This window comes from Stenotrophomonas sp. LC732 (assembly GCF_052446685.1).
Lineage (GTDB): Bacteria > Pseudomonadota > Gammaproteobacteria > Xanthomonadales > Xanthomonadaceae > Stenotrophomonas > Stenotrophomonas muris.
Window position 1 is genome coordinate 1,217,812 of sequence record NZ_CP199214.1, and the last position, 22,585, is coordinate 1,240,396.

General features: G+C 67.7%; 21 protein-coding genes. All 21 read right to left on the minus strand.

Going from position 1 to position 22,585, the window contains the following annotated elements; all coding sequences use genetic code 11:
• Nucleotides 1-141: 141 nt before the first annotated feature.
• The 21 genes from ACT6SE_RS05880 to ACT6SE_RS05980 all read right to left on the minus strand — a co-directional run bounded on the left by ACT6SE_RS05880 (nucleotide 142) and on the right by ACT6SE_RS05980 (nucleotide 22,454).
• Entirely contained in the window at nucleotides 142-801 is a 660-nt protein-coding gene (locus tag ACT6SE_RS05880; RefSeq protein WP_014646490.1) for a ribonuclease HII, read from the minus strand.
• Entirely contained in the window at nucleotides 798-2,000 is a 1,203-nt protein-coding gene (gene lpxB / locus ACT6SE_RS05885; protein WP_134967132.1) for a lipid-A-disaccharide synthase, read from the minus strand. Before lpxB ends, ACT6SE_RS05880 begins: the two co-directional genes overlap by 4 nt.
• A 53-nt stretch (nucleotides 2,001-2,053) precedes the next feature.
• On the minus strand, nucleotides 2,054-2,845 hold the full coding sequence (gene lpxA / locus ACT6SE_RS05890; RefSeq protein WP_014646492.1) for an acyl-ACP--UDP-N-acetylglucosamine O-acyltransferase: 792 nt from the start codon (nucleotides 2,843-2,845) through the stop codon (nucleotides 2,054-2,056).
• Nucleotides 2,846-2,861: 16 nt separating this feature from the next.
• Entirely contained in the window at nucleotides 2,862-3,320 is a 459-nt protein-coding gene (gene fabZ / locus ACT6SE_RS05895; protein ID WP_005415845.1) for a 3-hydroxyacyl-ACP dehydratase FabZ, read from the minus strand.
• The gene (gene lpxD, locus ACT6SE_RS05900) at nucleotides 3,317-4,339 is read right to left on the minus strand and encodes a UDP-3-O-(3-hydroxymyristoyl)glucosamine N-acyltransferase (RefSeq protein WP_014646493.1); all 1,023 of its coding nucleotides are present in this window, start codon (nucleotides 4,337-4,339) and stop codon (nucleotides 3,317-3,319) included. The genes fabZ and lpxD overlap by 4 nt, the downstream gene beginning before the upstream one ends.
• Before the next feature lie 381 nt (nucleotides 4,340-4,720).
• A complete protein-coding gene (bamA, locus tag ACT6SE_RS05905) occupies nucleotides 4,721-7,084 on the minus strand; it encodes an outer membrane protein assembly factor BamA (RefSeq protein WP_014646494.1) in 2,364 nt (787 codons plus the stop codon).
• A 74-nt stretch (nucleotides 7,085-7,158) separates the two neighbouring features.
• Nucleotides 7,159-8,517, minus strand: coding sequence for an RIP metalloprotease RseP (gene rseP / locus ACT6SE_RS05910; RefSeq protein WP_014646495.1), 1,359 nt, complete (start codon nucleotides 8,515-8,517; stop codon nucleotides 7,159-7,161).
• A 55-nt stretch (nucleotides 8,518-8,572) separates the two neighbouring features.
• Nucleotides 8,573-9,763 carry a 1-deoxy-D-xylulose-5-phosphate reductoisomerase gene (locus ACT6SE_RS05915; RefSeq protein ID WP_046429717.1) on the minus strand — a complete coding sequence of 397 codons (1,191 nt, stop codon included), beginning with the start codon at nucleotides 9,761-9,763 and terminating at the stop codon, nucleotides 8,573-8,575.
• 2 nt (nucleotides 9,764-9,765) lie between these two features.
• Nucleotides 9,766-10,602 carry a phosphatidate cytidylyltransferase gene (locus tag ACT6SE_RS05920; protein ID WP_014646497.1) on the minus strand — a complete coding sequence of 279 codons (837 nt, stop codon included), beginning with the start codon at nucleotides 10,600-10,602 and terminating at the stop codon, nucleotides 9,766-9,768.
• Nucleotides 10,599-11,366, minus strand: coding sequence for a polyprenyl diphosphate synthase (gene uppS, locus ACT6SE_RS05925; RefSeq protein WP_032956844.1), 768 nt, complete (start codon nucleotides 11,364-11,366; stop codon nucleotides 10,599-10,601). The genes ACT6SE_RS05920 and uppS overlap by 4 nt, the downstream gene beginning before the upstream one ends.
• A 5-nt stretch (nucleotides 11,367-11,371) precedes the next feature.
• Complete coding sequence (frr, locus tag ACT6SE_RS05930; RefSeq protein ID WP_014646499.1) at nucleotides 11,372-11,926, minus strand: ribosome recycling factor; 555 nt, start codon at nucleotides 11,924-11,926, stop codon at nucleotides 11,372-11,374.
• Between the two features lie 96 nt (nucleotides 11,927-12,022).
• Nucleotides 12,023-12,751, minus strand: coding sequence for a UMP kinase (gene pyrH / locus ACT6SE_RS05935; protein ID WP_014646500.1), 729 nt, complete (start codon nucleotides 12,749-12,751; stop codon nucleotides 12,023-12,025).
• 121 nt (nucleotides 12,752-12,872) lie between these two features.
• Nucleotides 12,873-14,411: a GGDEF domain-containing protein gene (locus ACT6SE_RS05940; protein ID WP_046429719.1), complete on the minus strand. Its 1,539-nt coding sequence runs from the start codon at nucleotides 14,409-14,411 to the stop codon at nucleotides 12,873-12,875.
• A 258-nt stretch (nucleotides 14,412-14,669) separates the two neighbouring features.
• Nucleotides 14,670-15,545 carry a translation elongation factor Ts gene (tsf, locus tag ACT6SE_RS05945; RefSeq protein ID WP_032956847.1) on the minus strand — a complete coding sequence of 292 codons (876 nt, stop codon included), beginning with the start codon at nucleotides 15,543-15,545 and terminating at the stop codon, nucleotides 14,670-14,672.
• Between the two features lie 125 nt (nucleotides 15,546-15,670).
• Nucleotides 15,671-16,477, minus strand: coding sequence for a 30S ribosomal protein S2 (rpsB, locus tag ACT6SE_RS05950; RefSeq protein ID WP_005408748.1), 807 nt, complete (start codon nucleotides 16,475-16,477; stop codon nucleotides 15,671-15,673).
• Between the two features lie 220 nt (nucleotides 16,478-16,697).
• A complete protein-coding gene (locus ACT6SE_RS05955) occupies nucleotides 16,698-17,396 on the minus strand; it encodes a fimbrial biogenesis chaperone (protein WP_046429721.1) in 699 nt (232 codons plus the stop codon).
• Entirely contained in the window at nucleotides 17,396-17,611 is a 216-nt protein-coding gene (locus tag ACT6SE_RS05960) for a hypothetical protein (protein WP_032956850.1), read from the minus strand. Before ACT6SE_RS05960 ends, ACT6SE_RS05955 begins: the two co-directional genes overlap by 1 nt.
• A gap of 152 nt (nucleotides 17,612-17,763) precedes the next feature.
• Nucleotides 17,764-18,801 carry a Csu type fimbrial protein gene (locus ACT6SE_RS05965; RefSeq protein ID WP_046429722.1) on the minus strand — a complete coding sequence of 346 codons (1,038 nt, stop codon included), beginning with the start codon at nucleotides 18,799-18,801 and terminating at the stop codon, nucleotides 17,764-17,766.
• Nucleotides 18,798-21,167 (minus strand): fimbria/pilus outer membrane usher protein, encoded by a 2,370-nt coding sequence (locus ACT6SE_RS05970; RefSeq protein WP_046429724.1) that lies wholly within the window; start codon nucleotides 21,165-21,167, stop codon nucleotides 18,798-18,800. Before ACT6SE_RS05970 ends, ACT6SE_RS05965 begins: the two co-directional genes overlap by 4 nt.
• Before the next feature lie 7 nt (nucleotides 21,168-21,174).
• A complete protein-coding gene (locus ACT6SE_RS05975) occupies nucleotides 21,175-21,924 on the minus strand; it encodes a fimbrial biogenesis chaperone (protein WP_049403820.1) in 750 nt (249 codons plus the stop codon).
• Nucleotides 21,924-22,454, minus strand: a complete 531-nt coding sequence (locus ACT6SE_RS05980; protein ID WP_032956855.1) for a Csu type fimbrial protein — start codon at nucleotides 22,452-22,454, stop codon at nucleotides 21,924-21,926. Before ACT6SE_RS05980 ends, ACT6SE_RS05975 begins: the two co-directional genes overlap by 1 nt.
• Between the last annotated feature and the right edge of the window lie 131 nt (nucleotides 22,455-22,585).

Genomic DNA, 22,585 nt, shown 5'->3' on the forward strand with positions numbered 1-22,585 from the left:
AGGGGGTTGCCACAAGGCTTGACAGGGGCACGGCGTGGCGCCGGATTCAGGCGTGCGGGAGGCCGCCTTCTGTAGAGCCGAGCCCATGCTCGGCTGTCCACAGCAGCCGAGCATGGGCTCGGCTCTACAACTCCAGCAGGCTCAGGCGATGGCCGCCGCCTGCGTCAGGCCCAGGCACTCACGCACCGGGGCGAAGCTGCGCCGGTGCTCCATGCAGGGGCCGTGCTCGCGCAGGGCGGCCAGGTGGGCCGGGGTGCCATAGCCCTTGTGCTGTTCGAAGCCGTACTGCGGGTGGCGGGTATGCACGTCCTGCATGTAACGGTCGCGCGAGACCTTGGCCAGGATCGAGGCGGCCATGATCGCGCGGTCGATGCCATCGCCGCCGACCAGCGCCTGCGCCGGCAGCACCAGGCCCTTGGGCACCACGTTGCCATCGATGCGGGCGAAGCCGGCCACATGGGCAACCGCTGCAACGACGTCACGCATGCCCTGCAGGGTGGCCTGGTAGATGTTCAGGCGGTCGATGGTGTCCACGTCCACCAGCACCACGTGCCAGGCCAGGGCACGCTCGATGATGCGGTCATGCAGCTGTTCGCGGCGGGCCGCCGTCAACTGCTTGGAATCGTCCAGGCCGTTGATGCGTGGCCGTGACGGATCGAATACCACCGCCGCCACCGCCACCGGCCCGGCCAGCGGGCCACGTCCGGCCTCGTCGACGCCAGCGACCAGGCGTTCCGGCTCGACCACCGTCGCGCCGTCGAACAGGGCCAGGCTGGCCGCTGCGGCGTGACGGCGGCTCATGCCTGCGCCTGGTCGCGCATCAGCAGTTCGCCGACGGCATCGGCGGCACGCGCCGAAGCATTGCGGCGCAGGCGCTCGTGCAGTCGCACGTACGTGTCCTGCAGGTCGATCACCCGCTGCGGGTGGTCGAACCATTGCTGGATGGCCGCGGCCAGCCTGTCCGGCGTGCAGTCGTGCTGCATCAGCTCCGGCGCCAGGTCCTGGCCGGCCAGGATGTTGGGCAGGGCGAAGCGGTCGACCTTGATCAGGCCCAGCGCCTTGACCAGGCGATAGGTCAGTTCGTTGACGCGGTAACCGACGACCATCGGCCGCTTCACCAGCATGGCTTCCAGGGTCGCGGTGCCGGAGGCCAGCACCACCACGTCGGCGGCGATCATCGCGTTGCGCGCCTGGCCATCCAGCACGTGCGAGTAGGCCACCGGCAACGCCGAGCGCGACAGCTGTTCTTCGATCAGCTGCCGGCAGGCCGGGTTGGCGGCAGGCACCACCACATGCAGGCCCGGAATGCGTTCAGAGACCTGCCAGGCGGCTTCGAAGAAGGGTTCGCCCAGGCGCGAGATCTCGCCGAGGCGGCTGCCCGGCAACACCGCCAGCACCTTGGCCGAGGTCGGCAGCCCGAGCGCGGCACGGGCTTCCTCGCGGTTGCCCTGCAGCGGAATGTCATCGGCCATCGGGTGGCCGACGAAGCGTGCGTCGATGCCGTGCCTGGCATAGATCGGCGGTTCCATCGGGAACAGGCACAGCACCAGGTCCGCGCTGCTGCCGATCTTCTCGGCGCGCTTCTCGCGCCAGGCCCAGACCGAGGGACTGACGTAATGCACGGTGCGCACGCCGCGTTGCTTCAGCCAGCGCTCGATGCCCAGGTTGAAGTCGGGTGCGTCGATGCCGATGAACACGTCCGGCTGCCATTCCAGGGCGCGCTGGCGGAACGCCGAGCGCAGCTTGAGCAGCCGCGGCAGGTGGCGCAGCACTTCGGTCAGGCCCATCACCGCCAGCTCGCTGGCATCGTGCCAGGTCTGGCAGCCGGCGCTGCGCATGGCATCGCCGCCAATGCCGGCGAACTCGGCATTCGGGAAGCGCGCCTTCAGTTCACGCACCAGGCCCGCACCGAGCAGGTCGCCGGATGCTTCGCCGGCAACCAGCGCGATCCGCAACGGGCGCTCGCTGAGCACCCGCTGTGCGGGAACGCTGCCGGCCATCGAGGCCAACGGAATCACCGCGGCGCCGGCCGCCGCCTGGCCGGTCGTGCTGCTCATCGCAGCAAGGGCCTCTCGGCGTGCTCGATGAAGTCCAGCATGGCCTTCACGTCATTGCTGTCACGCGCCTGTTCGGTCAGCTGCTGCTTGGCTTCGGCCAACGGCAGGCCGGCCACGTACAGCGTGCGGTAGGCACGCTTGATGGCCGAGATGCGGTCGGCGTCGAAGCCGCGGCGCTTCAGGCCTTCGCTGTTGATGCCGCGCGGGCGGCCCAGCGAATCGGTACCGACCATGGTGAACGGCGGTACATCGCCATTGGTCAGCGCGCCCATGCCGAGGAAGGCATGCGCACCGATGCGGCAGAACTGGTGGGCACCGGCGAAGCCGCTGATGATCACGTAGTCGCCCACGGTCACGTGGCCGGCCAGGGTGGTGTTGTTGGAGAACACGCAGAAATTGCCGACATGGCAGTCGTGCGCCACGTGCGTGTAGGCCAGCATCCAGTTGTCGTTGCCGATGGTGGTGATGCCGCCGCCGCCGCCGGTGCCACGGTTGAGCGTGACGAACTCGCGGAACACGTTGCGGTCGCCGATCACCAGTTCGGTGCGCTCACCGGCGAACTTCTTGTCCTGCGGCTCGCCACCGATCGCGGCATGACCGACGAAGCGGTTGTCGCGGCCGATCCGGGTCGGGCCGTGGATGCTGCAATGGGGGCCCACCACCGTGCCGGCGCCGATTTCAACATCGGGGCCGATCAGGGTGAAGGCGCCCACCTGCACATCGTCGGCCAGGCGCGCGGCCGGATCGATGACGGCGGTGGGGTGGATCCGCGGTGCGTTGTCAGTCATTGCTGCCTCCAGTGGATCAGCCCTTGGCGCCGGCGCACATGACCTCGGCCGACGCGACGACTTCGCCGTTGACCTTGGCTTCGCCGTAGTACCAGCCCATGTTGCGGATCAGGCGCTTCATCTGCACGTCCAGCATCAGCACGTCGCCGGGCACGACCTGCTTGTTGAAGCGGGCGTTTTCCACCTTGACCATGTAGAACAGCTTGGACTGCGCATCGCGGCCGAGCGTGAGCTGGGTCATGACGCCGCCGGCCTGCGCCAGCGCTTCGATGATCAGCACGCCGGGCATGATCGGGCGGCCCGGGAAGTGGCCCTGGAAGAACGGCTCGTTGATGCTGACGTTCTTCTGCGCCAGGATGCGCTTGGCCTCGACGTCGAGTTCAAGCACCCGGTCCACCAGCAGGAACGGGTAGCGGTGCGGAAGCAGTTCCTGGATCTGGCAGACATCGATCGGAAGCTGCAGCGAATCGTTCATTCTTTCTCCTTGCCAGCAGCCAGGACGCGGCGAGCCAATGCGTCCAGCTGCTTGAAGCGCGCGGCGTTCTTGCGCCACGTGCGGTTGTCGGTCAACGGGGTGCCGGACGAGTACTCGCCTGGCTCATGGATGGAGTTGCGGACCACCGACTTGCCGGTGATCACGACCTTGTCACAGATTTCGAGGTGGCCGACCACGCCAACGTGGCCGCCAAGCAGGCAGTAGCGGCCGATCTTGGCGCTGCCGGCGATGCCGGTGCAGCCGGCGATGGCCGAATGCGCGCCGATCTGCACGTTGTGGGCGATCTGCACCAGGTTGTCCAGGCGCACATCCTCGTCCAGCACGGTGTCTTCCAGCGCGCCGCGGTCGACGCAGGTATTGGCACCGATCTCGCAATCGTCGCCGATGCGGACGCCGCCGAGCTGCGGCACCTTGATCCACTTGCCAGCGTCCATCGCCAGGCCGAAACCGTCGGCGCCGAGCACGGCACCGGGATGCACGCGCACGCGCTTGCCCAGCGTGACCCGGGTGACCAGGGTCACGCGGGCGATCAGTTCACATCCGGCATCCAGGCTGCAGTCCTCGCCGATCACGCTGCCGGTGCCGATGATGCAGTTCTCGCCGACCACGCTGCGCGCACCGACCGAAACGAACGGGCCGATATGGGCGCTGGCGGCCACCTGGGCGCTGGGGTCGATGACGGCGCTGGGGTGGATGCCCGGCGGGCGGGTCGGCGCGATGTCGAACAGCGCGGCGATCTTGGCGAACGCGGTGTACGGGTCCTTGGCGACGAGCGCAGTGCCCGGGGCGGCCTCGGCGTCGTCGGCACGCAGGACCACCAGCGAGGCCTGGCTGTCGGCCAGCTGGGCGCGGTAGCGCGGGTTGGCAAGGAAGGTCAGCTGGCCAGGGCCGGCATGGGCGAGGGTGGCCACGCCATGGATGGCGGTGGCGGGGTCGCCATGGACCTGCAGGCCGAACTGCTCGGCGAGTTGCTGGGCGGTGTAGGTGGGAGTATTCACGGCGGGAGTTTAACGTGTGACGCCATTTCGGTCATGCGGGGGCAGGGCTTGGCGCCTGCCTGGTACGGGCGGGAGGCGGCGGGTGGCCCTGGCCAGGACACGCAAAACCCCCTCCATGGTGCTCGATGGCGCCATCCATGGCGCCAACGGTCCTGTCCAGGGCCACCCGCCGCCTCTGGACAATTTCCCGCGAGCGCGGCCAAAAGCCCGTGCCGTGCAGTGTCATCTGCAAAACGAAAACGCCGGGCAATGCCCGGCGCTTCGCACCCCGTCTGGTGGAGAGCCCCCCTTTGTTAAGGGGGGCGCGCCAGCGGCGCGGGGGATAGGTGAAATGCGCGGGCAATTCACCGGAGGTGGATCAGTTCTGAGGAACAACGTTCCTCAGAACTGGCCACCGAACGTGAATTGCAGACGCTCGATCTTGTCATCGTCTTCCTTCTTCAGCGGGAAGGCGTAGCTGATCGAGATCGGGCCGACCGGGGCGCGCCACAGCAGGGCCACGCCGGTGGACACGCGCAGCTCGTTGGCCTTGAAGTTCTGGGTGCCATTGTAGACGTTGCCGAAGTCGACGAAGGCCGACACGCGTGCCGACGGGCTGTCGAACAGGCGCGGGAAGTAGGCCTCGACCGAACCGACGGTCTTCAGCGAACCACCCAGCGGCTGGCCTTCCGGATAACCGGTGGTGACTTCGCGCGGGCCGAGGGTGTTGTCCTCGAAGCCGCGCACCGAATTGGTGCCACCGGCGTAGAAGTTCTCGAAGAACGGCAGGCCGCTGGCGGTGACGGTGCGGGTGGTGCCATCCGGATTGGTCAGCGTACGGGTGTAGTCGTTGCCGTAGGCATCGCCGTAGCCGATTTCCGCGCGGGTGTTGATCACCAGCGACGGCATGATCGGCCAGTACTTGCTGATCTGGTAGTTCAGCTTGTAGTACTCGATGGTCGAACCCGGCAGCGTGGTTTCCAGGCCGACGCGCTGGTAGGTGCCGCGGGTCGGCATGAAGTAGTCGTTGCGCGAGTCGCGCGCCCAGCCCAGCTCGGTGCGCCAGGCGTGGAAGGTGCGCTTACCGACCGCGTTGATGTAGTCGATGATCGACTGCGGGGTCGAGCCCTGGTAGGTGGTGATCTGGTTGCTGTCGATGCCGAACATCAGCGAGACGGTATCGGTCTCGGTCAGCGGCACGCCGAACACCACCTGCGCCGAACCATTGGTGCTGTTGTACTGCGCGGTATTGAAGTCGGAGTAGTCCAGTTCGCGCCAGGACAGGTTATAGCCCAGCGACACGCCGTCATCGGTGAAGTACGGGTTGGTGTAGCTGAAGCCGTAGCGCTGCAGGTAGCTGCTGCGCGAGGCTTCGACCGACACGCGGTTGCCGCCGCCAAGGAAGTTGTTCTGCGACAGCTGCACCGAGGTGGTCATGCCGTAGGACTGCGAGTAGCCCAGGCCGAACACGAAGCTGCCCGAGGTGGTTTCCTTGACGTTGTAGACGACGTCGACCTGGTCGTTGCTGCCGCTGACGGCCGGGGTCTCCACTTCCACCGATTCGAAGTAGCCCAGGCGCTGCAGGCGGATCTTGGAGCGGTCGATCGCGGCCTGCGAGTACCAGCTGTTCTCGAACTGGCGCATTTCGCGGCGCATCACCTCATCGGAGGTGCGGGTATTGCCACGGAACAGGATGCGGCGCACCGACACGCGCGGGCCGGGCACGACCTGCATGTTGATGGCGACGGTCTGCTCGGCGCGGTTGGTGGTCGGGATCGGGTTCACCTTGGCGAACGCGTAGCCGATGTTGGACAGCGAATTGGTGATGGTGTCCGAGCTGAATTCCAGCAGGGCACGCGAGAACGTGTCGCCGGACTTCTGGATCACCATGCGCTCGACGTCCTCCTGCGGGAGGATGGTGTCGCCGCTGACCTTGATCTCGGAGATCTTGTACTGCGCACCCTCGGTCACGCCCGCAGTCAGGAACATGTCGCGCTTGTCGGGGCTGATCGAGACCTGGGTGGAATCGATGCTGAAATCGACGTAGCCGCGGTCCAGGTACCAGGAGTTGAGCTTTTCCAGGTCACCGGACAGCTTTTCCTTGGAGTACTGGTCGTCACGGCGGTACCACGACGCCCAGTTGTGCTCCTTGGACTCCCAGGTCTCCAGGATGTCCTTGCTCTCGAACTTTTCGGTGCCGACCAGGTTGACGTGGCGGATCTTGGCCGCCTTGCCTTCCTTGATGGCGATGGCGATGTCCACGCGGTTGCGGTCCAGCGGGCTCACCGTCGGGGTGATGTCGACGTTGTATTTGCCACGGTCGTTGTACTGGCGGCGCAGTTCCTGGGTCACGCGGTCCAGGCTCAGGCGATCGAAGGTGCCGCCCTCGGTCAGGCCGATGTCGGACAGGCCCTTGAGCAGCTGGTCGGACTTGATGTCCTTGTTGCCGGTCACGGTCAGCTTGTTGATCGCCGGACGTTCCTTGACGGTCACCACCAGGATCGTGCCCTGGCGGTCCAGCTGCACGTCTTCGAAGAAGCCGGTCTTGTACAGGGCGCGGATCGTCTCGCCGACCTTGTTGTCGGTGACCGTCTCGCCACGTTCCACCGGCAGGTAGGTGAATACCGTGCCCGAGCTGATGCGCTGCAGGCCATCGACGCGGATGTCGCTGACAGTGAAGGGCTCGGCTGCCTGGGCCAGGGCGGGAGCGCCGGTGACGGCGGCGAGGGCGAGGGCCAGCAGGCGGCGATTGGGGAGTCGCGTCATGTCACGTCCGGTAGGAAGGTCGATTTCATTGGTGCGGGATGCCGACGCTGTAGACGGCAACAACATGGAAAAGTTCATCGCGGGACCAGGCCGAGGATGTCGTTGTAGAACGCCAACCCCATCAGCCCGGCCAGCAACGCCAGGCCGATGTATTGGCCGGCGGCGATGGCACGCTCGCTCAGCGGGCTGCCCTTGACCAACTCGATAAGGTAATACAGCAGGTGGCCGCCGTCCAAGATCGGGATCGGCAGCAGGTTGATGATGCACAGGCTGAGGGACAGCAGGGCAAGGAACTGCAGGAACCAGTCGAGGCCGCGCTTGGCCGAGACATTGGCCACGCGGGCGATGGTGACCGGCCCGGAAACGTTCTGCAGCGAGGCCTTGCCGGTGACGATGCGGCCCATCATGCCCAGCGAGTCGGCCGCCAGGCGGCCGGTTTCGCGTACCGCGACGGTGACCGAGTCCAGGGGGCCGTAGCGCAGGAGGGTGTCGTAGGGGGGGCTGAACTTGGTCGGGAACTGAACGCCGATCTGCCACGTGGGGCCGCCCTTGGCGTCCTGGCCCTTGCGTGGCGTCACTTCCAGCGCCAGGCGCTCGCCGCCACGCAGGACCTCGATCATGCCCGGGCCACCGGCACGGCCCAGCGCCTGGATCTCGCCGATCACCTGGTCGGCGCCGTCGATGCGCTGGCCGTCAATGGCCACGATCAGGTCGCCCGGCTGCAGTTGCCCGGCCACCACGGAGTCCGCGGTGAGCGACTCGACCAGCGCGGGCTGCAGCCACGACTGCCAGTACATGCCAGCCAGGATCGGCACCCGCCGCTCATCGAAACCCGCCGGCAGCTGCGACAGCGGCAGGGTGCGCGTGCGCACCTGGTCGGCCGTATCCAGCACTTCCAGCTTCACGTCGCGGCGGTCCATCGCGGCCGCGGTCAGTGCCATGCTGGCCTCGCCGAGGGTGACCACCTGGCGGTCGTCCACGCGCAGCACGCGGTCGCCGCTGGCCAGGCCGGCACTGGCGGCGATGCCGCTGACGCGGCCGACGGTGGGCGAGTAGTCCTGCTTGCCGATCACGAACATCGCCCACAGCAGGAGGATGCACAGCAGCAGGTTGGCGATCGGGCCGGCGGCAACGATCGCGATGCGCTGCCAGACGGTCTTGTGGTTGAAGGCCTGGCCGCGCTCGTGCGGGTGGACTTCGACCTCGCGTTCGTCGAGGAACTTCACGTAGCCACCCAGCGGAATGGCGGCGATGGCGAACTCGGTACCATGCCGGTCGCGGCGCGACCACAGCGGCCGGCCGAAGCCGACCGAGAAACGCAGGATCTTGACCCCGCACAGGCGCCCGACCCAGTAATGCCCGAACTCGTGGAACGTGACCAGCAGCCCGAGGCTGACAATCATCCACCAGACCGATCCGATGAAGTCAGTCATGCAGGCTCACAGTGGCGGGCAGGGGCGGCGGCGTCATGCTGGGCGAGGCGGTCGTTCAGGCGGCGTCGATGGCGTTCAGGGTGAGCTGGCGTGCCCGCTGGTCGGCGGACAACAGGACCTCCAGTGTATCGGCTGCTTGCGTCGGCAGTGTTGAAAGAGCGTTAGCAACCAGCGCCGGGATCGTCAGGAAACCGATCCGGCCCTGAAGAAACGCTGAAACCGCCTCCTCGTTGGCAGCATTCAGCACCGCCGGTGCGGTGCCGCCGGCCTGCATGGCCTGCCAGGCCAGGGCCAGGCAGGGGAAGGCGTCGGTGTCCGGGGCCTCGAAATCCAGCCGGCCCTGGGCCAGCAGGTCCAGCCCGGCCACGCCTGATTCGATGCGCTGTGGCCAGCCCAGGCCAACGGCGAGGGTGGTGCGCATGTCCGGCAGGCCCATCTGCGCCAGGGTCGAGCCGTCGACGAACTCGACCAGCGAATGGACCAGGCTCTGCGGGTGCACCAGCACCTCGATGCGTTCACCGGGCACGCCGAACAGGTGGTGGGCCTCGATGACTTCCAGGCCCTTGTTCATCAACGTCGCCGAATCGACCGAGATCTTCGGTCCCATCGACCACTTCGGGTGGGCAACGGCCTGGGCCGGGGTGACCCGGGCCAGTTCGGCGCGGCTGCGGCCACGGAACGGGCCGCCGGAGGCGGTCAGCAGGATCCGGCGCACGCCGGCGCCGTCGACGCTGGCGTCGCGCGAGCGCAGGCACTGGAAGATCGCGCTGTGTTCGCTGTCGATCGGGATGATTTCGGCGCCGGCACGTTCGGCGGTACGGGTCAGCAGTTCGCCGGCCAGCACCAGCGATTCCTTGTTGGCCAGCAGGATGCGCTTGCCGGCGGCGGCCGCGGCCAGGGTCGAGGACAGGCCGGCAGCGCCGACGATGGCCGCGACCACGGTATCGCAGGCGTCGCTGGCGGCCAGCTGGTCCAGCGCGGCATGGCCGGCATGGGCTTCGGTGGCCAGTCCGGCGTCGCGCAGGCCGTCACGCAGTTCGGCGAACAGCGATTCGTCGGCGATCACCGCGTGCGCGGGCTTGTGCTGGCGGCACAACGCCAGCAGCCCCTGCACCTGGCGTCCGGCGGCGAGCACGGTCGCCTGGTAGCGCTGCGGGTGGCGGGCGATCACGTCCAGCGTGGAGGCACCGATCGAGCCGGTGGCGCCGAATACGGCGACCCGGCGCAGGTCTGCAGCAGCATTCATGGTCAGAACCCGAAGATTTCCTTGCCCAGCGCGAACACCGGGACGGCGGCGAGGACGCCGTCGACCCGGTCGAGCACGCCGCCATGGCCCGGGATCAGGTGGCCCGAATCCTTGGCGCCCGCGTGGCGCTTGATGAGGCTCTCGAACAGGTCACCCAGCACCGAGGCGAACACGGCCACGACCGCGGTGATCAGCAGGCCCGGCAGGTGTGCGGTATCGATCCCGGCCAGCCAGCCCAGGCCGACGGCCACGGCGACACCGGCCAGCAGGCCGCCGAACAGGCCTTCCCAGGTCTTGTTGGGGCTGATCCGCGGGGCCAGCTTGTGCTTGCCGAAATGGCGGCCGGCGAAGTAGGCGCCCGAGTCGGCCGCCCACACCAGTGCCAGTGCAGCCAGCAGCCACAGGTGGCCCTGCTTGCCCGGCGGATCGCCACCGGCATGGATCAGCACCAGCGCGGCCCAGGCGGGCACGATGGCAAGCGTGCCGGCCAGCATCTTCAGGATGCGCGAGGGCGCCGACGGCTGTGCACCGAAATTGAAGAAGCGCAGCCAGACCAGCGCGGCCAGCCACCAGGCAACGCCGGCCAGCGTGGTTATCTGGAACAGCACCAGCGTACTGCCATCGGCCCAGACCAGCAGCACCATCAGCAGCAGGTTCAGCACCAGAAGTACGGTGCGTGCCAGGGTGTCTTCGATACCGGCCAGCTTCAGCCATTCCCACAGGCCGATCAGCAGCACCGCAGCGGCGGCGGCGGCCAGCCATTGCGTGGGCAGCAGCAGGATCGCCGCAATGGCAACCGGCGCCATGATCAGCGCGGCGAGGACTCGGGTCTTGGTCATGGGCTGGAAGTCTCGGTGGCCAGTGCGGCAATCTGGGCGCTGGTCAGGCCGAAACGACGCTCGCGGCCGGCATAGGCGTCCAGCGCCTGCTGCAGCTGCCCGGCATCGAAGTCCGGCCACAGGGCCTCGGTGAACCACAGCTCGGTGTAGGCCAGCTGCCACAGCAGGAAATTGCTGATGCGGGTGTCGCCGCCGGTGCGGATGAACAGGTCCGGCGGCGGCAGGTCGGCAAGGGCGACCTGGCTGCCCAGCAGCGATTCGTCGATCTGCTCGGGCAACAGGCGACCGGCCGCCACTTCGACGGCCAGGGCGCGCGCAGCGCGGGCGATGTCCTGGCGGCCGCCATAGCTGGCCGCGATCGACAGGGTCAGGGTGGTGTTGTCGGCGGTGCGCTGTTCGGCCAGCTGCATGCGGCTGACCAGCCCGGCACCGAAGCGCTCGCGTTCGCCGATGAAGCGTACGCGCACGCCGCGCCGGTGCAGCTCGTCCACCTCGCGGTCGAGCGCGCCGAGGAACAGCTTCATCAATGCATCCACTTCCTCCTGCGGCCGGCCCCAGTTCTCGCTGGAGAAGGCGAACAGGGTCAGCGCCGGAATGCCCAGTTCAAGGCAGCGCTCGATGGTGCGGTTGACCGCGCGCGCGCCGGCACGGTGGCCGATCACGCGGGGGCGACGGCGCTGCTGTGCCCAGCGCCCATTGCCATCCATGATGATGGCAATGTGGCGGGGCAGGGCGGCCGGTAACGGAGGCGGGGCTGAAGGCATCGACTTCAGACCGACAGCAGTTCTTTTTCCTTGTCGGCGACGACCTTGTCGACGTCCTTGATGTTGGCGTCGGTCAGCTTCTGGATGTCGTCTTCGCCGCGCTTCTTCTCGTCTTCGCTGATCGCCTTGTCCTTGACCAGCTTGGCGATTTCCTTGTTCGCGTCCTGACGGATGTTGCGGATCGCGATCTTGGCGCCTTCACCTTCCTTCTGCACCTGCTTGGCCAGCTCCTTGCGGCGCTCTTCGGTCGGCGGCGGCATGTTGATGCGGATCGCGGTGCCGAGGGTGTTCGGGGTGAACTCGGCGTTGTAGAGACCCTTTTCGATCTCCTTGATCATGCCCTTGTCGAACGGCGTGACCAGCAGCGAGTGCGCGTCGGCGTTGGAGATCGAGGCAACCTGGTTCAGCGGGGTGCTGGCGTTGCCATAGGCACTGACCGTCACGCGGTCCAGCAGGGCAGGCGTGGCACGCCCGGTCCGGATGGAGGTGAGGGTGTGCTTCAGAGCGTCGATGCTCTTGGCCATGCGCGTCTGCGCGTTGTTCTTGATGTCGTTGAGCATCGCCCGGTCCTGGATGTATCTGGAATCGGGCGATTATAGGCGAATACGGGACGCTGCCGGGCCTGAATCGGCCCGATCGCCGCTTTGCGCTCAGGCTCAGGCCGGGTCGCGGCCCTGGACCAGGGTGCCGATGTTCGCGCCGTTGAGGATCTTCAGCAGCTCGCCCGGCTGGCCCATGTCGAACACGCGCATCGGCAGGTCGCTGTCGCGGGCCAATGCGAAGGCCGCCGTGTCCATCACTTCCAGGCCGCGGCGGATCACTTCGTCGTAGCTCAGGCTGTCGAAGCGGACCGCATCGCTGTGCTTGTTCGGGTCCTTGTCGTACACGCCATCGACCTTGGTGGCCTTCAGCAGCAGGTCGGCGCCGATCTCGATCGCGCGCAGGGCGGCGCCGGAATCGGTGGTGAAGAACGGGCTGCCGACGCCGGCGGCGAAGATCACCAGGCGGCCCTTTTCCAGGTGGCGGATGGCGCGGCGGCGGATGTAGTCCTCGCACACGTCGTTGATCTTGATCGCGCTCATCACGCGGGCCTTGGCGCCCAGCTTCTCGAGGGCATCCTGCATGGCCAGGGCGTTGATGACCGTGGCCAGCATGCCCATCTGGTCGCCGGTGACCCGGTCCATGCCGCCGGCGGCCAGGCCGGCGCCGCGGAAGATGTTGCCGCCGCCGATCACCAGCGCCACTTCGGCACCGGCCTGCTGGGCTTCGATGACCTCGCGGGCCAGGCGATTGATGACCTTCGGGTCGATGCCGTAGTCCTCGTCTCCCATCAGCGCCTCCCCGGACAGTTTCAGAAGGATGCGGCGATAGGCGAGCTTGGACATGAGGACCTCGGGTGCGTGGAAATCGCGGGCGATTCTACGCGCATGCGGCGTCGTGCCAAAGTGTTTTGTGCACTGCGGCGCAGAATCCGGTCGTTCGCCCCGGTCAAACGGGGCTTCCCGTTCAGCCCAGCTCGGCGCCAGCGGTGGCCGACAGCTCGTCATGGCCGAGGGCACCTGGCGAGCGGGCGATCACCCGGTTGCGGCCCAGGTTCTTGGAGCGGTACAGCACGTCGTCGGCTGCGCGCAGCAGGTCCTGCACGTCGGCGAAGCGCTCGTAGCCACCCTGGGTGGCCACGCCGGCGGAGAAGGTGACGAACAGCGGCCCGCCCTCCAGCTCGGCCATCGGCGTGGCGACGATATTGGCCAGCACCCGGCGGATCACGTCCAGGGCCACGCTTTCGCTGGTGTTTGGCAGCAGCGCGACGAATTCCTCGCCGCCGAAGCGGGCGACGGTGTCACTGTTGCGCAGCTGGCCCTGCAGCTTGCCGGCGAAGGCGCGCAGTACCTCGTCGCCGGTCAGGTGGCCGTGGGCGTCGTTGATCTTCTTGAAGTCGTCCAGGTCGATGAAGGCCACCGACAACGGCCAGCCCTGGCGGCCGGCGCGCAGGAATTCCTGCTCCAGCACCGCTTCCAGCTGGCGGCGGTTGAGCACGCCGGTCAACGCGTCACGATGGGCCTGGTCGGCGAGGCGCTTGGCGCGCGCCTCGAACTCGTCGGCGCGGCGTCGTGCCTGGTCGGCGTCCTGCAGTTCGCGCAGGTTGCGCAGCGTGGCCAGCTCCTGCGCGTGATCGATCAGCTCGCGCACCCGCGCCGGGGAATTGAGGCCGGCATCAAACAGGCTGGCGATGTCGGGCAGGGCTTCACTGATGCGGGCGAGGACCTGGTCGAAGCGCGCGCTGTCCAGCTCCAGGCGGTCGTGCACCTGCTGCAGGGCGCGCTCACGCGCGGCGTCGGCGTCGCTGTCCAGCCAGATGTCGGCCACCGCGCCGGACAGCTGCACGCAGGCCTGGAACGGCGATTCGGCGGCGTCCTCGTCCTCGCTGTGGCTGATGCTCTCCACCAGGTAGCGGGGCAGGCCCCATTGCTCGGCCACCCACGCGCCGACCTCGGCATGGCTGCAGCCCAGTTCCTCGCGTTCGCGGGCGACCAGGTCGATGTTGTCGCGTGCCTCGCGCAGCAGCGGCAGGTAGCGCTCCGACTCGGCCTGGGCCAGGCACAGTACGCCCAGGTCCTGCAGCAGGCCGGCCAGCATCAGTTCTTCCAGCCGGCGCAGGCCGCGCGCCTGGCCCAGCTGGCTGGCAGCCAGGGCGCTGAGGATGCTGCGCTTCCACGCGCGCTGGCGCAGGTCGTGGTCGGCGCCGGTGCCGCCGGTCAGGCCCTGGGTGACAGTGAAGCCGAGGGCGAGGCTGATCGTGGCGTTCAGGCCCAGCATGGTCAGCGCCTGGCCGAGGTTCTCGATCCGGCGGCGGCTGGCGTACAGCGGCGAATTGGCGATGCGCAGCATGCGAGCGCTCAGCGCCATGTCGATGGCGATGATGTCGGCAGCGGTGGCGATGTCCGCTTCCGGGTCCTGGGCCAGTTCGATGATGCGCAGGGCAATACCGGGTGGCGAAGGCAGGTTGCGGCAGAGCGCCAGGGCAGCTGTCAGCTCGGGAGGCATGTCGGGTCGTTCAATTCCATTAGGACAAGAATACCTAGGAATGCATCACAGTCCGCGATTTTCGTTCCTGCTAAATGACTGTGGATTCCCTGCGCCGAGTATCGGCTTGATTCGCGCGCAACGCAAAGGTGCCGGTTGTGCGCACCAACGATGCGCACCCACCGGTGGGCCATGGGTTGATCCCTGGGCCCATGCATAAAAAAAGAGCCGCGGTTTCCCGCGGCTCCTTCTGGTCGCTTCACAGCCGGAAGGCTGGAATCAGACCTGCATCGCCTTGGCAACTTCGGCGGCGTAGTCTTCCACCACCTTCTCGATGCCTTCGCCGACGATCAGCAGCTTGAAGCCTGCCACGTCGGCGCCGGCGGCCTTGACCACCTGCTCGACGGTGGTGTCGCCCAGCACGTAGGTCTGGCCGTACAGGGTCACGTCGCTGACGATCTTGTTGATCTTGCCGCTGATGATCTTTTCCAGGATGTCGGCCGGCTTGGCCTTGTCCTTATCGGTCATCTTGGCCAGCTCGATTTCCTTTTCCTTCTCGACGAACTCGGCCGGGACGTCCGCAGCCTTGTTGTGCGGCGGCTTCAGCGCGGCCACGTGCATGGCCAGGCCACGGGCCAGCTCGACGTCGCCGCCGATCAGGTCGACCAGCACGCCGACCTTGCCGTTGGTGTGGACGTAGGCGCCGATGTTGCCGGTGGTGTCGACCTTGACCATGCGGCGGATCTGGATGTTCTCACCCAGAGTCTGCACGGCGGTGGCGCGGGCTTCCTCGACGGTACGGCCGTCGGCCAGAGTGGCGGCCTTCACGGCTTCGACGTCGTTGGCGCCCGATGCCAGGGCAGCAGCGGCGACGGCGTTGACGAAGGACTTGAAGTTGTCATCGTTGGCGACGAAGTCGGTTTCCGAGTTGACTTCGACCAGCACGGCCTTGCCGCCGTCCTGGGCCAGGCCCAGGCGGCCTTCGGCGGCCACGCGGTCAGCCTTCTTGTCGGCCTTGGCGGCGCCGGACTTGCGCATGGCTTCAGCAGCGGCGTTGATGTCGCCGTTGGCTTCGGTAAGCGCCTTCTTGCATTCCATCATGCCGGCGCCGGTGCGCTCGCGCAGTTCCTTGACCAGGGAAGCAGTGATTTCCACGGGATTACCTCACGAAAGAAAGGGGTTGGGCCGGCATGGTGGCCGGCCCGTGTGACACGGTCCTGTCACGCGCCGATGGCTGCGTGCAGGGAGGGTGGACGCCGGGCGTCCACCCGGGGCCTGGATCAGGCCTGGGCGTCGTCGCCCTTCTTGGCAGCCTTCTTGGCCGGAGCGCGGCGGGCCGGCTTCTCTTCGCCTTCAGCAGCGGCTTCAGCGAATTCTTCCTCGCGCACCGAAGCGGCGTGCGGGGCAGCCGCCTTGCCTTCCAGCACGGCGTCGGCAGCGGCGCGGGCGTACAGCTGCACAGCGCGGATGGCGTCGTCGTTGCCCGGGATGGCGTAATCAACCAGTTCCGGGTTGTAGTTGGTGTCGACCACGGCGATGACCGGGATGCCCAGCTTCTTGGCTTCCTTGATCGCGATGTCTTCGTGGCCGATGTCGATCACGAAGATGGCGTCCGGCAGGCGGTTCATGTCCTTGATGCCGCCCAGCGAGGCTTCCAGCTTGTCGCGCTCGCGACGCAGGCCCAGCACTTCGTGCTTGACCAGCTTCTCGAAGGTGCCGTCGGTTTCACCGGCTTCCAGTTCCTTCAGGCGGGCAACCGACTGCTTGACGGTACGGAAGTTGGTCAGGGTGCCGCCCAGCCAACGCTGGTTCATGAACGGCATGCCGCAACGCTCGGCTTCTTCCTTGATGGTTTCGCGGGCGCTGCGCTTGGTGCCCAGGAACAGGACGGTGCCGCGCTTCTGGGCAACCGACGAGATGAAGTTCATCGCATCGTTGAACAGCGGGACGGTCTTTTCCAGGTTGATGATGTGGATCTTGCCGCGGGCGCCGAAGATGTACGGAGCCATCTTCGGGTTCCAGTAGCGGGTCTGGTGGCCGAAGTGGACGCCGGCTTCCAGCATCTGACGCATGGTGACCTGGGGCATTGCAATACTCCTGATATGGAACCAGCGATTCCGCCCGCGGGGATAGGTATGCGGGACGCGTGGAAGCGCGATCGGTTCCGGGGTTGGGCTTCCCTGTTGCCTCCGTGGCCGAACTCCTTGCGGAGCACCCCGGCACGGATGGGGGCAGCAGGTGTGGATTCACCGGTGACGTCCGGTGTGGACGGGTTCGCGCGCACGCTGGCGGCAGGAATCCGGTCGATTATAGCCCGCTGGGGGCGCTTGCTGCAATTGCAGGGTCAGTTACGGCCAGATCGACCTCGCGGCCGTCCTGCAGGCGTGCCTGGAAGCGGCCGCCTGCATAGCCATCGGCGCGGGCAGGCAGGGGCCAGCGGCGTTCATGGCCCGCCAGAATGTAGCCGGCCAGGCCAGCCGTCAGCAGCGTTGCCTGGCCGTCCGCCGTGATGAAGCGCAGATCGTGCAGGCGGCCGTGCAGGGTACCGGCATTGCTGAGTCGCAGTACGGCCAGAGACCCGTGGGCCTCGACGCGGCCCAGCAGCCGGGCCTGCAGTGCTGGCCCCGCTGGCCCGCGGAAAAGCGGCAGCGAATAGCGCGGCAACCCCGGCAACGTCGGTGCCAGTACGACCCGATAGGCCTGTTCAGCGGCCGCCGCTGCCGGATCGCCCGGCAACAGCCAGACGCGCTGGGTGCTGCCGGGGGCCAGGTCCAGCCGCGCCGGGCTGACCCGGATCTGGTCGCTGGGGTGCAGTCGTTCGGCGTCCAGCTGCTGATCCCACGCCAGCACCTGCACCTGGCCCTGCCAGCGGCCGGGCCCGGGGTTGTGCAACCACAGTTCGGCGCTGCCGCCCTGTGCCGGCAGCTGCAGGGTGGTCGGCAACAGCTCCAGCGCTGCGGCAGGCAGTGCCAGCAGCAGTGCCAGCAGGATCAGCAACGCGCGCATCAGTAGATGAGGGTCACGGAGGGTGTTGCGTTCCCGTCCGTCGCCGGTGGTGCGAGCTCGCGGACCTGGCGCGGCGCTTGGGGTGCGTCACTGCGCTGGTGCGGTGCCGGGCAGCGGATGCCGCCGCCATCGTCGCTGCAGGATTCAACCACGGTCAGCCGGATCTGCAGGGGGCTGCTGGGTTCGGCCCATGCCGGCAGGCTGGCGACCAGCATTGCCCCGATCAGGAATGTGCGAACCACCTGCCATCCACCATGCTGAAAGACTTGCTGCGCGGTATCGGCGGGATGTGCCGGAACTGTAGCGCCGAGCCGGCGCTCGGCACGGCCTTCGTCCGGTGGGTGCCGACCGTTGGTCGGCACGCCGGTCAGTAGGTGATCGTCACCGTCACCAGGTCGTTGTAGGTGCCGGCCGGCGGCTGGCCGCTGACCGGTGGCACCCGGCCATAGATGGTCAATTGCTGCGCGCTGCCGGTACCGGTGCCGCTGGCCGTGTCGACGGTCAGGGTATTGCCCCAGCGCAGGCTCCGCGCCGCGTCCCGGTAGAGCTCGTAGGCGAGGTAATAGGTGCTTCCGCCGAGGGTGGTGGCCATGCGCCGGGTGGTGGTGGCGGTGGGATTGTTCTGGCCGTTGTTGAGGCCGACCTGGAAGGCAGTGTTCTTCAGGCAGGTCAGGGTGAGGGTGGCGGTCCGGTCGATGTTGGCCGGAATGCCGCCGGTGACGTTGCCGAAGTCCATGGTGGTGGTGACGTAGCTGCCACATTGCGGCAGCACGTTGGCGGTGGCGGTGAAGCTGAAGGCTGCACTGGCGCTGTTGGTGCCGGTGGCGCCGCCATTGCAGGTGGCGGGCACGGTGGCGGTACCGAGCAGGACTTCGTTCCAGGCCCAGGTCAGGACCACGTTGGCCCCGCTGAAGGTGCTGCTGTACGCGCCGGAGGCCAGGATCTGGTTGGCCGGGATCTGCCCGAACAGCTGTATGGACTGCGCACCGCTGCCGCCCGTCACCAGCGGCACGTTGTAGGTCATGGTCAGTTCCTGCGCAGGTGGCGTGCCGCGCGGCACCAGTCCGGTGACCTGGCCGAAGCTGGCGTTGTTGTACAGCTGGAAATTCAGGGTGTCACTGCTGGAGGTGGCCATCGTGCGGAAGGTGGAACTGCTGCCGCCGCCACTGCCTGCGCCGATGCCCACGCAGACGCGCACGCCGGTGGTGGCCAGCAGGCTCAGCGCGGCGGTGGTGCAGGTCACCGTGATGTTGAGGTTGGCCGTACTCGGGCCGGGTGCATTGCTGTTGATGTTGCCGAACGGCAGGGTCGGATTGGCGACCGCCGTGCAGACCGCGGTGGCACCGGCGGGCGCCGCTGCCAGCAGGCCGGCCCAGAGCAGCAGGACGAGCAGCAGCACCCTCATGGCGCCACCTCCGGTATGCACTGCTGCGGCGCCGGCTTCGGCCGTGCGCCGGACGCCACCACCTTGGGCAGGTCCGGCACTTTCACGCGGCAGGGGCCGCGGCTGGTGGTGACGTACAGCACGCTGCCGGCGGCAACGTCTTCCAGATAGAGCAGGCCGTCGTAGCCGACCGTGGCCTGGCGGCCATCGGGCAACCGCACCTCGCTGCCGACCTCCAGAGGCTGGCCGTCCATTGCCAGCAGGGTCAGGCTCAGTGACGGCCGCGAGCGCAGCTGGAAGGTCACGCGGGTGCCGGCGCGCTGGCGCGGGGTCACCCAGTCCTCGATGCGGTCGGCGCGCATGTCTTCGGGCAGGTCCAGGGTGTCGATCGAGACCCGGTTGCGCTGCCAGGACAGCAACGGACTGACCAGCAGCAGGCCGCGATCATCGGTGACGCCGATCAGGCGGTTCTCCAGCCGCACCGGGACGCCGCCCACCCCATTGGTGCTGATCACCGCGAACGCATCGGACACCTCGCGCGTGGCGAAGGTGTGCCCGCCCATCCACACCAGGCTGCCGCTGGCGCTGGCGTAGGCATAGTTGAGTCCACCCTGGCGCGAGGCGCCGAACGAGTAGCGACCGACATCGTTGAGGATGCCGACCTCGGCCAGGCCGCCGTTGCCGTCCTCGCCGTGGCGCAGCTGCGCGCGCCAGCCGACGCCGCCGGCGCTGCCATCGCCCGGCACTGGCTGGGTCACGTCCGCCACCCAGCTCTGGCTGTCGCCGTTGCGCTGGCTCGAAAGGCTGGCCTGGCGGTTGTTGCCCAGGCTGGCAGTCACCGACAGGTAGATGCTGCGGTCGTCGCTGCGGTCCAGGTTCTGGTTTACCGAAAGATAGGCCGACCAGCGCTGGCTCCAGGTACGTGACCAGAACAGGCTGGCATAGCGGTTGTCGTCTCCATCCGGGTAGCGCAGGCGCAGATAGCTGGCGCTGAGCGTGCCCAGCCGCAGCAGGTCCAGGCCCAGCGTGGCCTGCTCGCTGATGCTCGGCGGCAGGTTGCCCTGCAGCGCACCCAGGTCGCGGTAGTCGCCGTGGCTGCGCACGCTGCGCAGGTTGACGTTGAAGCGGCGGTTGTTCCAGCTGTAGCCCAGCGCCCATTGCCCACCCTGCAGGCCGTGGTAGCCGCTGTGCGCATAGGCGGCATTGAACACGCCAGCGGCGCCGAGCAGCCACCAGCCACCGACACCGGCCTGGGCCAGGCCGCCGCCGCCTTCGGCATGCGCCTCGCCAGTGAAGGTATCGCTGATGCCTCCGCGCCAGCTGGCACTGGCCACGGTGCGATCGTCGTAGGCGAAGGAGCGCTGGCCGAAGTCCTCGCGCAGGTGGCCGACGCCGGCCGACCAGTCCGAAAGGCCCTTGGCCAGGAGCTGCTGGGTGCCATAGAAACTGAAATCCAGCGTCTGCATGCGGCCGAAGGCATCGGTTACCACCACCTGCGCGTTACCGGTGCCGCTGATGCCGGGCTGCGCCGCCAGCTGGAAGGGCCCGACCGGCACCTGGCCGCTGTACTGGCGCAGGCCATCGACATACAGCTCGACCGTGGAGGGCACCACCGCCTGGCCGAGGAAGCTCGGCGTGGGCGTGAGCACGCGGTAGGGCTGCAGGCCGTAGTTGCGGCCGATCTGCAGGCCGCCCAGGCGCACCGGGCGGGTCCAGTCGACGAAGCCGCTGTAGAAGTCACCGACCTCCAGCGTGGTTGCACTGTCCGGGAAATCCAGGCTCCAGCGTGTGTCCAGGCGCACGCTCTCGCCGCGCCAATGGCGGTCGCCGGGTTGCTGGTAGCGGCGGCTGATGGCGGTGTTTTCGAAGGTGCCGTTGCCGATACCGAACACCCGCAGCTCCGCGCTCAGGCTGAGGTTGCCGAGCGTGTCCACCCGGCTGCCGTAGACGTCGTAGTTGAGCAGCGCGCCGGGCGAGGCGTTGCCGGTAGGCGCGCGCGTCTGCGGGCGGCTGAGCACGGTGGTGGGCAGGATGAGCTGGTCCAGCGGCACGTCCAGTGCCAGGGTCTGCATGTGCGCGTCATAGCGCACCACCGCACCGCTGATCTGGTCCAGGTAGACCGGCGCATCGCCGCTGGCGTTGAAGCCAAGCTGGCGCAGCACTTCGGGGCTGGCCTGCAGCCGGCCGCGGTTCTCGGTGAATGGCAGCAGGCCGCGCGGGGTGCTGTTGAGCGACACATCCAGGTACAGCGCCTGGCTGGCGGTCAGCGGGGTCGGGGGAGGCAGGATGGCATCGGCCGACACGCCGGATACATCAACGGCCGCCACGCCGGACACATCGGCGGCCTCGGTCGCCGCGGGAGCCAGGGCCGCCAACAGCGCGCCCATCAACGCCTCAGCGAGCCGGTGGGGGCGACAGTGGCGTCTGTTCCGACTCGCCATTGAGCTTGGCCGTGATCTGGTCGTTGTCGCGGTCGATCGCCGTGCGTTCGATCGGCCAGCGCATCACCTGGCCCGGCAGCACGTAGCCCAGCAGCCCGGGATGGACAATGCGCGGGCGCGCGGCGCTGCCCAGCGCAAGATCGGCGATCTGTGCGTAGCTGTCGCCCGTATTGGCGACTTCCACGCCATTGCGGCCGTCCGCCAGTTTCACCAGGTGCGCCTGCAGCCGTGGGGCCAGGCGGCCGGCCGAAGGCTGCACGAATACCGGGATCGAATAGCGCAGCACGAACTGCATGCCCTCGGCACGGGTGGCCAGGTCGGGTACCTCGTCCACGATCAGCCGGTAGTGCCGCTGTGCAGGCGGTGGCTCGCTGTCCGGACGCATCACCCGCACCAGCTGCTGCTGGCCGGCGGCCAGTTCCTGCATCGGCGGCGTGGCCATCACTTCATCGGTGGGCAGCAGCTGTTCCTGGCCGTCCTGCTGCACCCAGCGGAACACGCGCACCTGCAGCGTCACCGGTGAGGTGCCGCTGTTGGTCAGCCACAGCTCGCCGGCACGCTGGCGGGCTTCCAGCTGCAGGCTGGTCGGGGCGACCTGCAGGCTGGTGGCGCCGGCACCGGCGGGGGCCAGCAGGTACAGGGCGAGCAGCGCCACGCCGGTGGCGCGCCACGGGCGGGGTCCGGCCATGCGGGCGTGCTCCATCAATAGGTGATCGTGGCGGTAACCGTATCCAGGTAGTTACCGGTGGCCGGGTTGTTGGTGCTCAGGTTCAGGATCTGGCCATAGACGATGTAGGGCACGGCCAGGCCAGTGCCGATGCCGGCCTGGGTATTGGTGCCGGTTGTGGCGCCCCAGACCAGGGTATGTGCGGCATCCTGGTAGAGCTGGTAGCCGACATAGTTGTTGGCGGTCACCGCGGCATTGGTGTTCTTCATGCGCCGGGTGGTGACGTCGTTGGCGGTGCCGGCGTTGGCGCCCGCGTTCAGCGCAATCGTGTAGGGCGTCAGTGCCGAGCACTGCGCGGTCACCGTACCCTGGCCCAGGGTGGGCGTGGCGGTGGTCGAGGCCGCCGTGCCGAAGTCGACGTTGGTGGCGGCCGCCGCCGTGATGGTGCAGGCCTTGGTGACCACCAGGGTGACGTTGAAGGTGGTGGTGTCGGCGGCCAGCGCCGGGCTGGAAAGCAGCAGCCCGGCCATGACCCATGTCAGCGGGGATCGAACTGGGGATCGCATGGACAACCTCCCTGACCCGAAGGTCCGTTGAACAAGGCGAAGACGGCACGTTCGGCGCCGCTTTGACGACAGTGGGTCCAGCTTAGGAGGCGTAAGTGTCTGTAATCCGTGATAAATAGGCAGGCGCAAGA

Bases quoted from the DNA above. Each gene is read 5' to 3' on its own strand.
- ACT6SE_RS05880 (WP_014646490.1), bottom strand. From the start codon at position 801: ATGAGCCGCCGTCACGCCGCAGCGGCCAGCCTGGCCCTGTTCGACGGC.
- lpxB (WP_134967132.1), bottom strand. From the start codon at position 2,000: ATGGCCGGCAGCGTTCCCGCACAGCGGGTGCTCAGCGAGCGCCCGTTG.
- lpxA (WP_014646492.1), bottom strand. From the start codon at position 2,845: ATGACTGACAACGCACCGCGGATCCACCCCACCGCCGTCATCGATCCG.
- fabZ (WP_005415845.1), bottom strand. From the start codon at position 3,320: ATGAACGATTCGCTGCAGCTTCCGATCGATGTCTGCCAGATCCAGGAA.
- bamA (WP_014646494.1), bottom strand. From the start codon at position 7,084: ATGACGCGACTCCCCAATCGCCGCCTGCTGGCCCTCGCCCTCGCCGCC.
- rseP (WP_014646495.1), bottom strand. From the start codon at position 8,517: ATGACTGACTTCATCGGATCGGTCTGGTGGATGATTGTCAGCCTCGGG.
- ACT6SE_RS05915 (WP_046429717.1), bottom strand. From the start codon at position 9,763: ATGAATGCTGCTGCAGACCTGCGCCGGGTCGCCGTATTCGGCGCCACC.
- ACT6SE_RS05920 (WP_014646497.1), bottom strand. From the start codon at position 10,602: ATGACCAAGACCCGAGTCCTCGCCGCGCTGATCATGGCGCCGGTTGCC.
- uppS (WP_032956844.1), bottom strand. From the start codon at position 11,366: ATGCCTTCAGCCCCGCCTCCGTTACCGGCCGCCCTGCCCCGCCACATT.
- frr (WP_014646499.1), bottom strand. From the start codon at position 11,926: ATGCTCAACGACATCAAGAACAACGCGCAGACGCGCATGGCCAAGAGC.
- pyrH (WP_014646500.1), bottom strand. From the start codon at position 12,751: ATGTCCAAGCTCGCCTATCGCCGCATCCTTCTGAAACTGTCCGGGGAG.
- ACT6SE_RS05940 (WP_046429719.1), bottom strand. From the start codon at position 14,411: ATGCCTCCCGAGCTGACAGCTGCCCTGGCGCTCTGCCGCAACCTGCCT.
- rpsB (WP_005408748.1), bottom strand. From the start codon at position 16,477: ATGCCCCAGGTCACCATGCGTCAGATGCTGGAAGCCGGCGTCCACTTC.
- ACT6SE_RS05955 (WP_046429721.1), bottom strand. From the start codon at position 17,396: ATGCGCGCGTTGCTGATCCTGCTGGCACTGCTGCTGGCACTGCCTGCC.
- ACT6SE_RS05960 (WP_032956850.1), bottom strand. From the start codon at position 17,611: ATGCTGGTCGCCAGCCTGCCGGCATGGGCCGAACCCAGCAGCCCCCTG.
- ACT6SE_RS05965 (WP_046429722.1), bottom strand. From the start codon at position 18,801: ATGAGGGTGCTGCTGCTCGTCCTGCTGCTCTGGGCCGGCCTGCTGGCA.
- ACT6SE_RS05970 (WP_046429724.1), bottom strand. From the start codon at position 21,167: ATGGGCGCGCTGTTGGCGGCCCTGGCTCCCGCGGCGACCGAGGCCGCC.
- ACT6SE_RS05975 (WP_049403820.1), bottom strand. From the start codon at position 21,924: ATGGAGCACGCCCGCATGGCCGGACCCCGCCCGTGGCGCGCCACCGGC.
- ACT6SE_RS05980 (WP_032956855.1), bottom strand. From the start codon at position 22,454: ATGCGATCCCCAGTTCGATCCCCGCTGACATGGGTCATGGCCGGGCTG.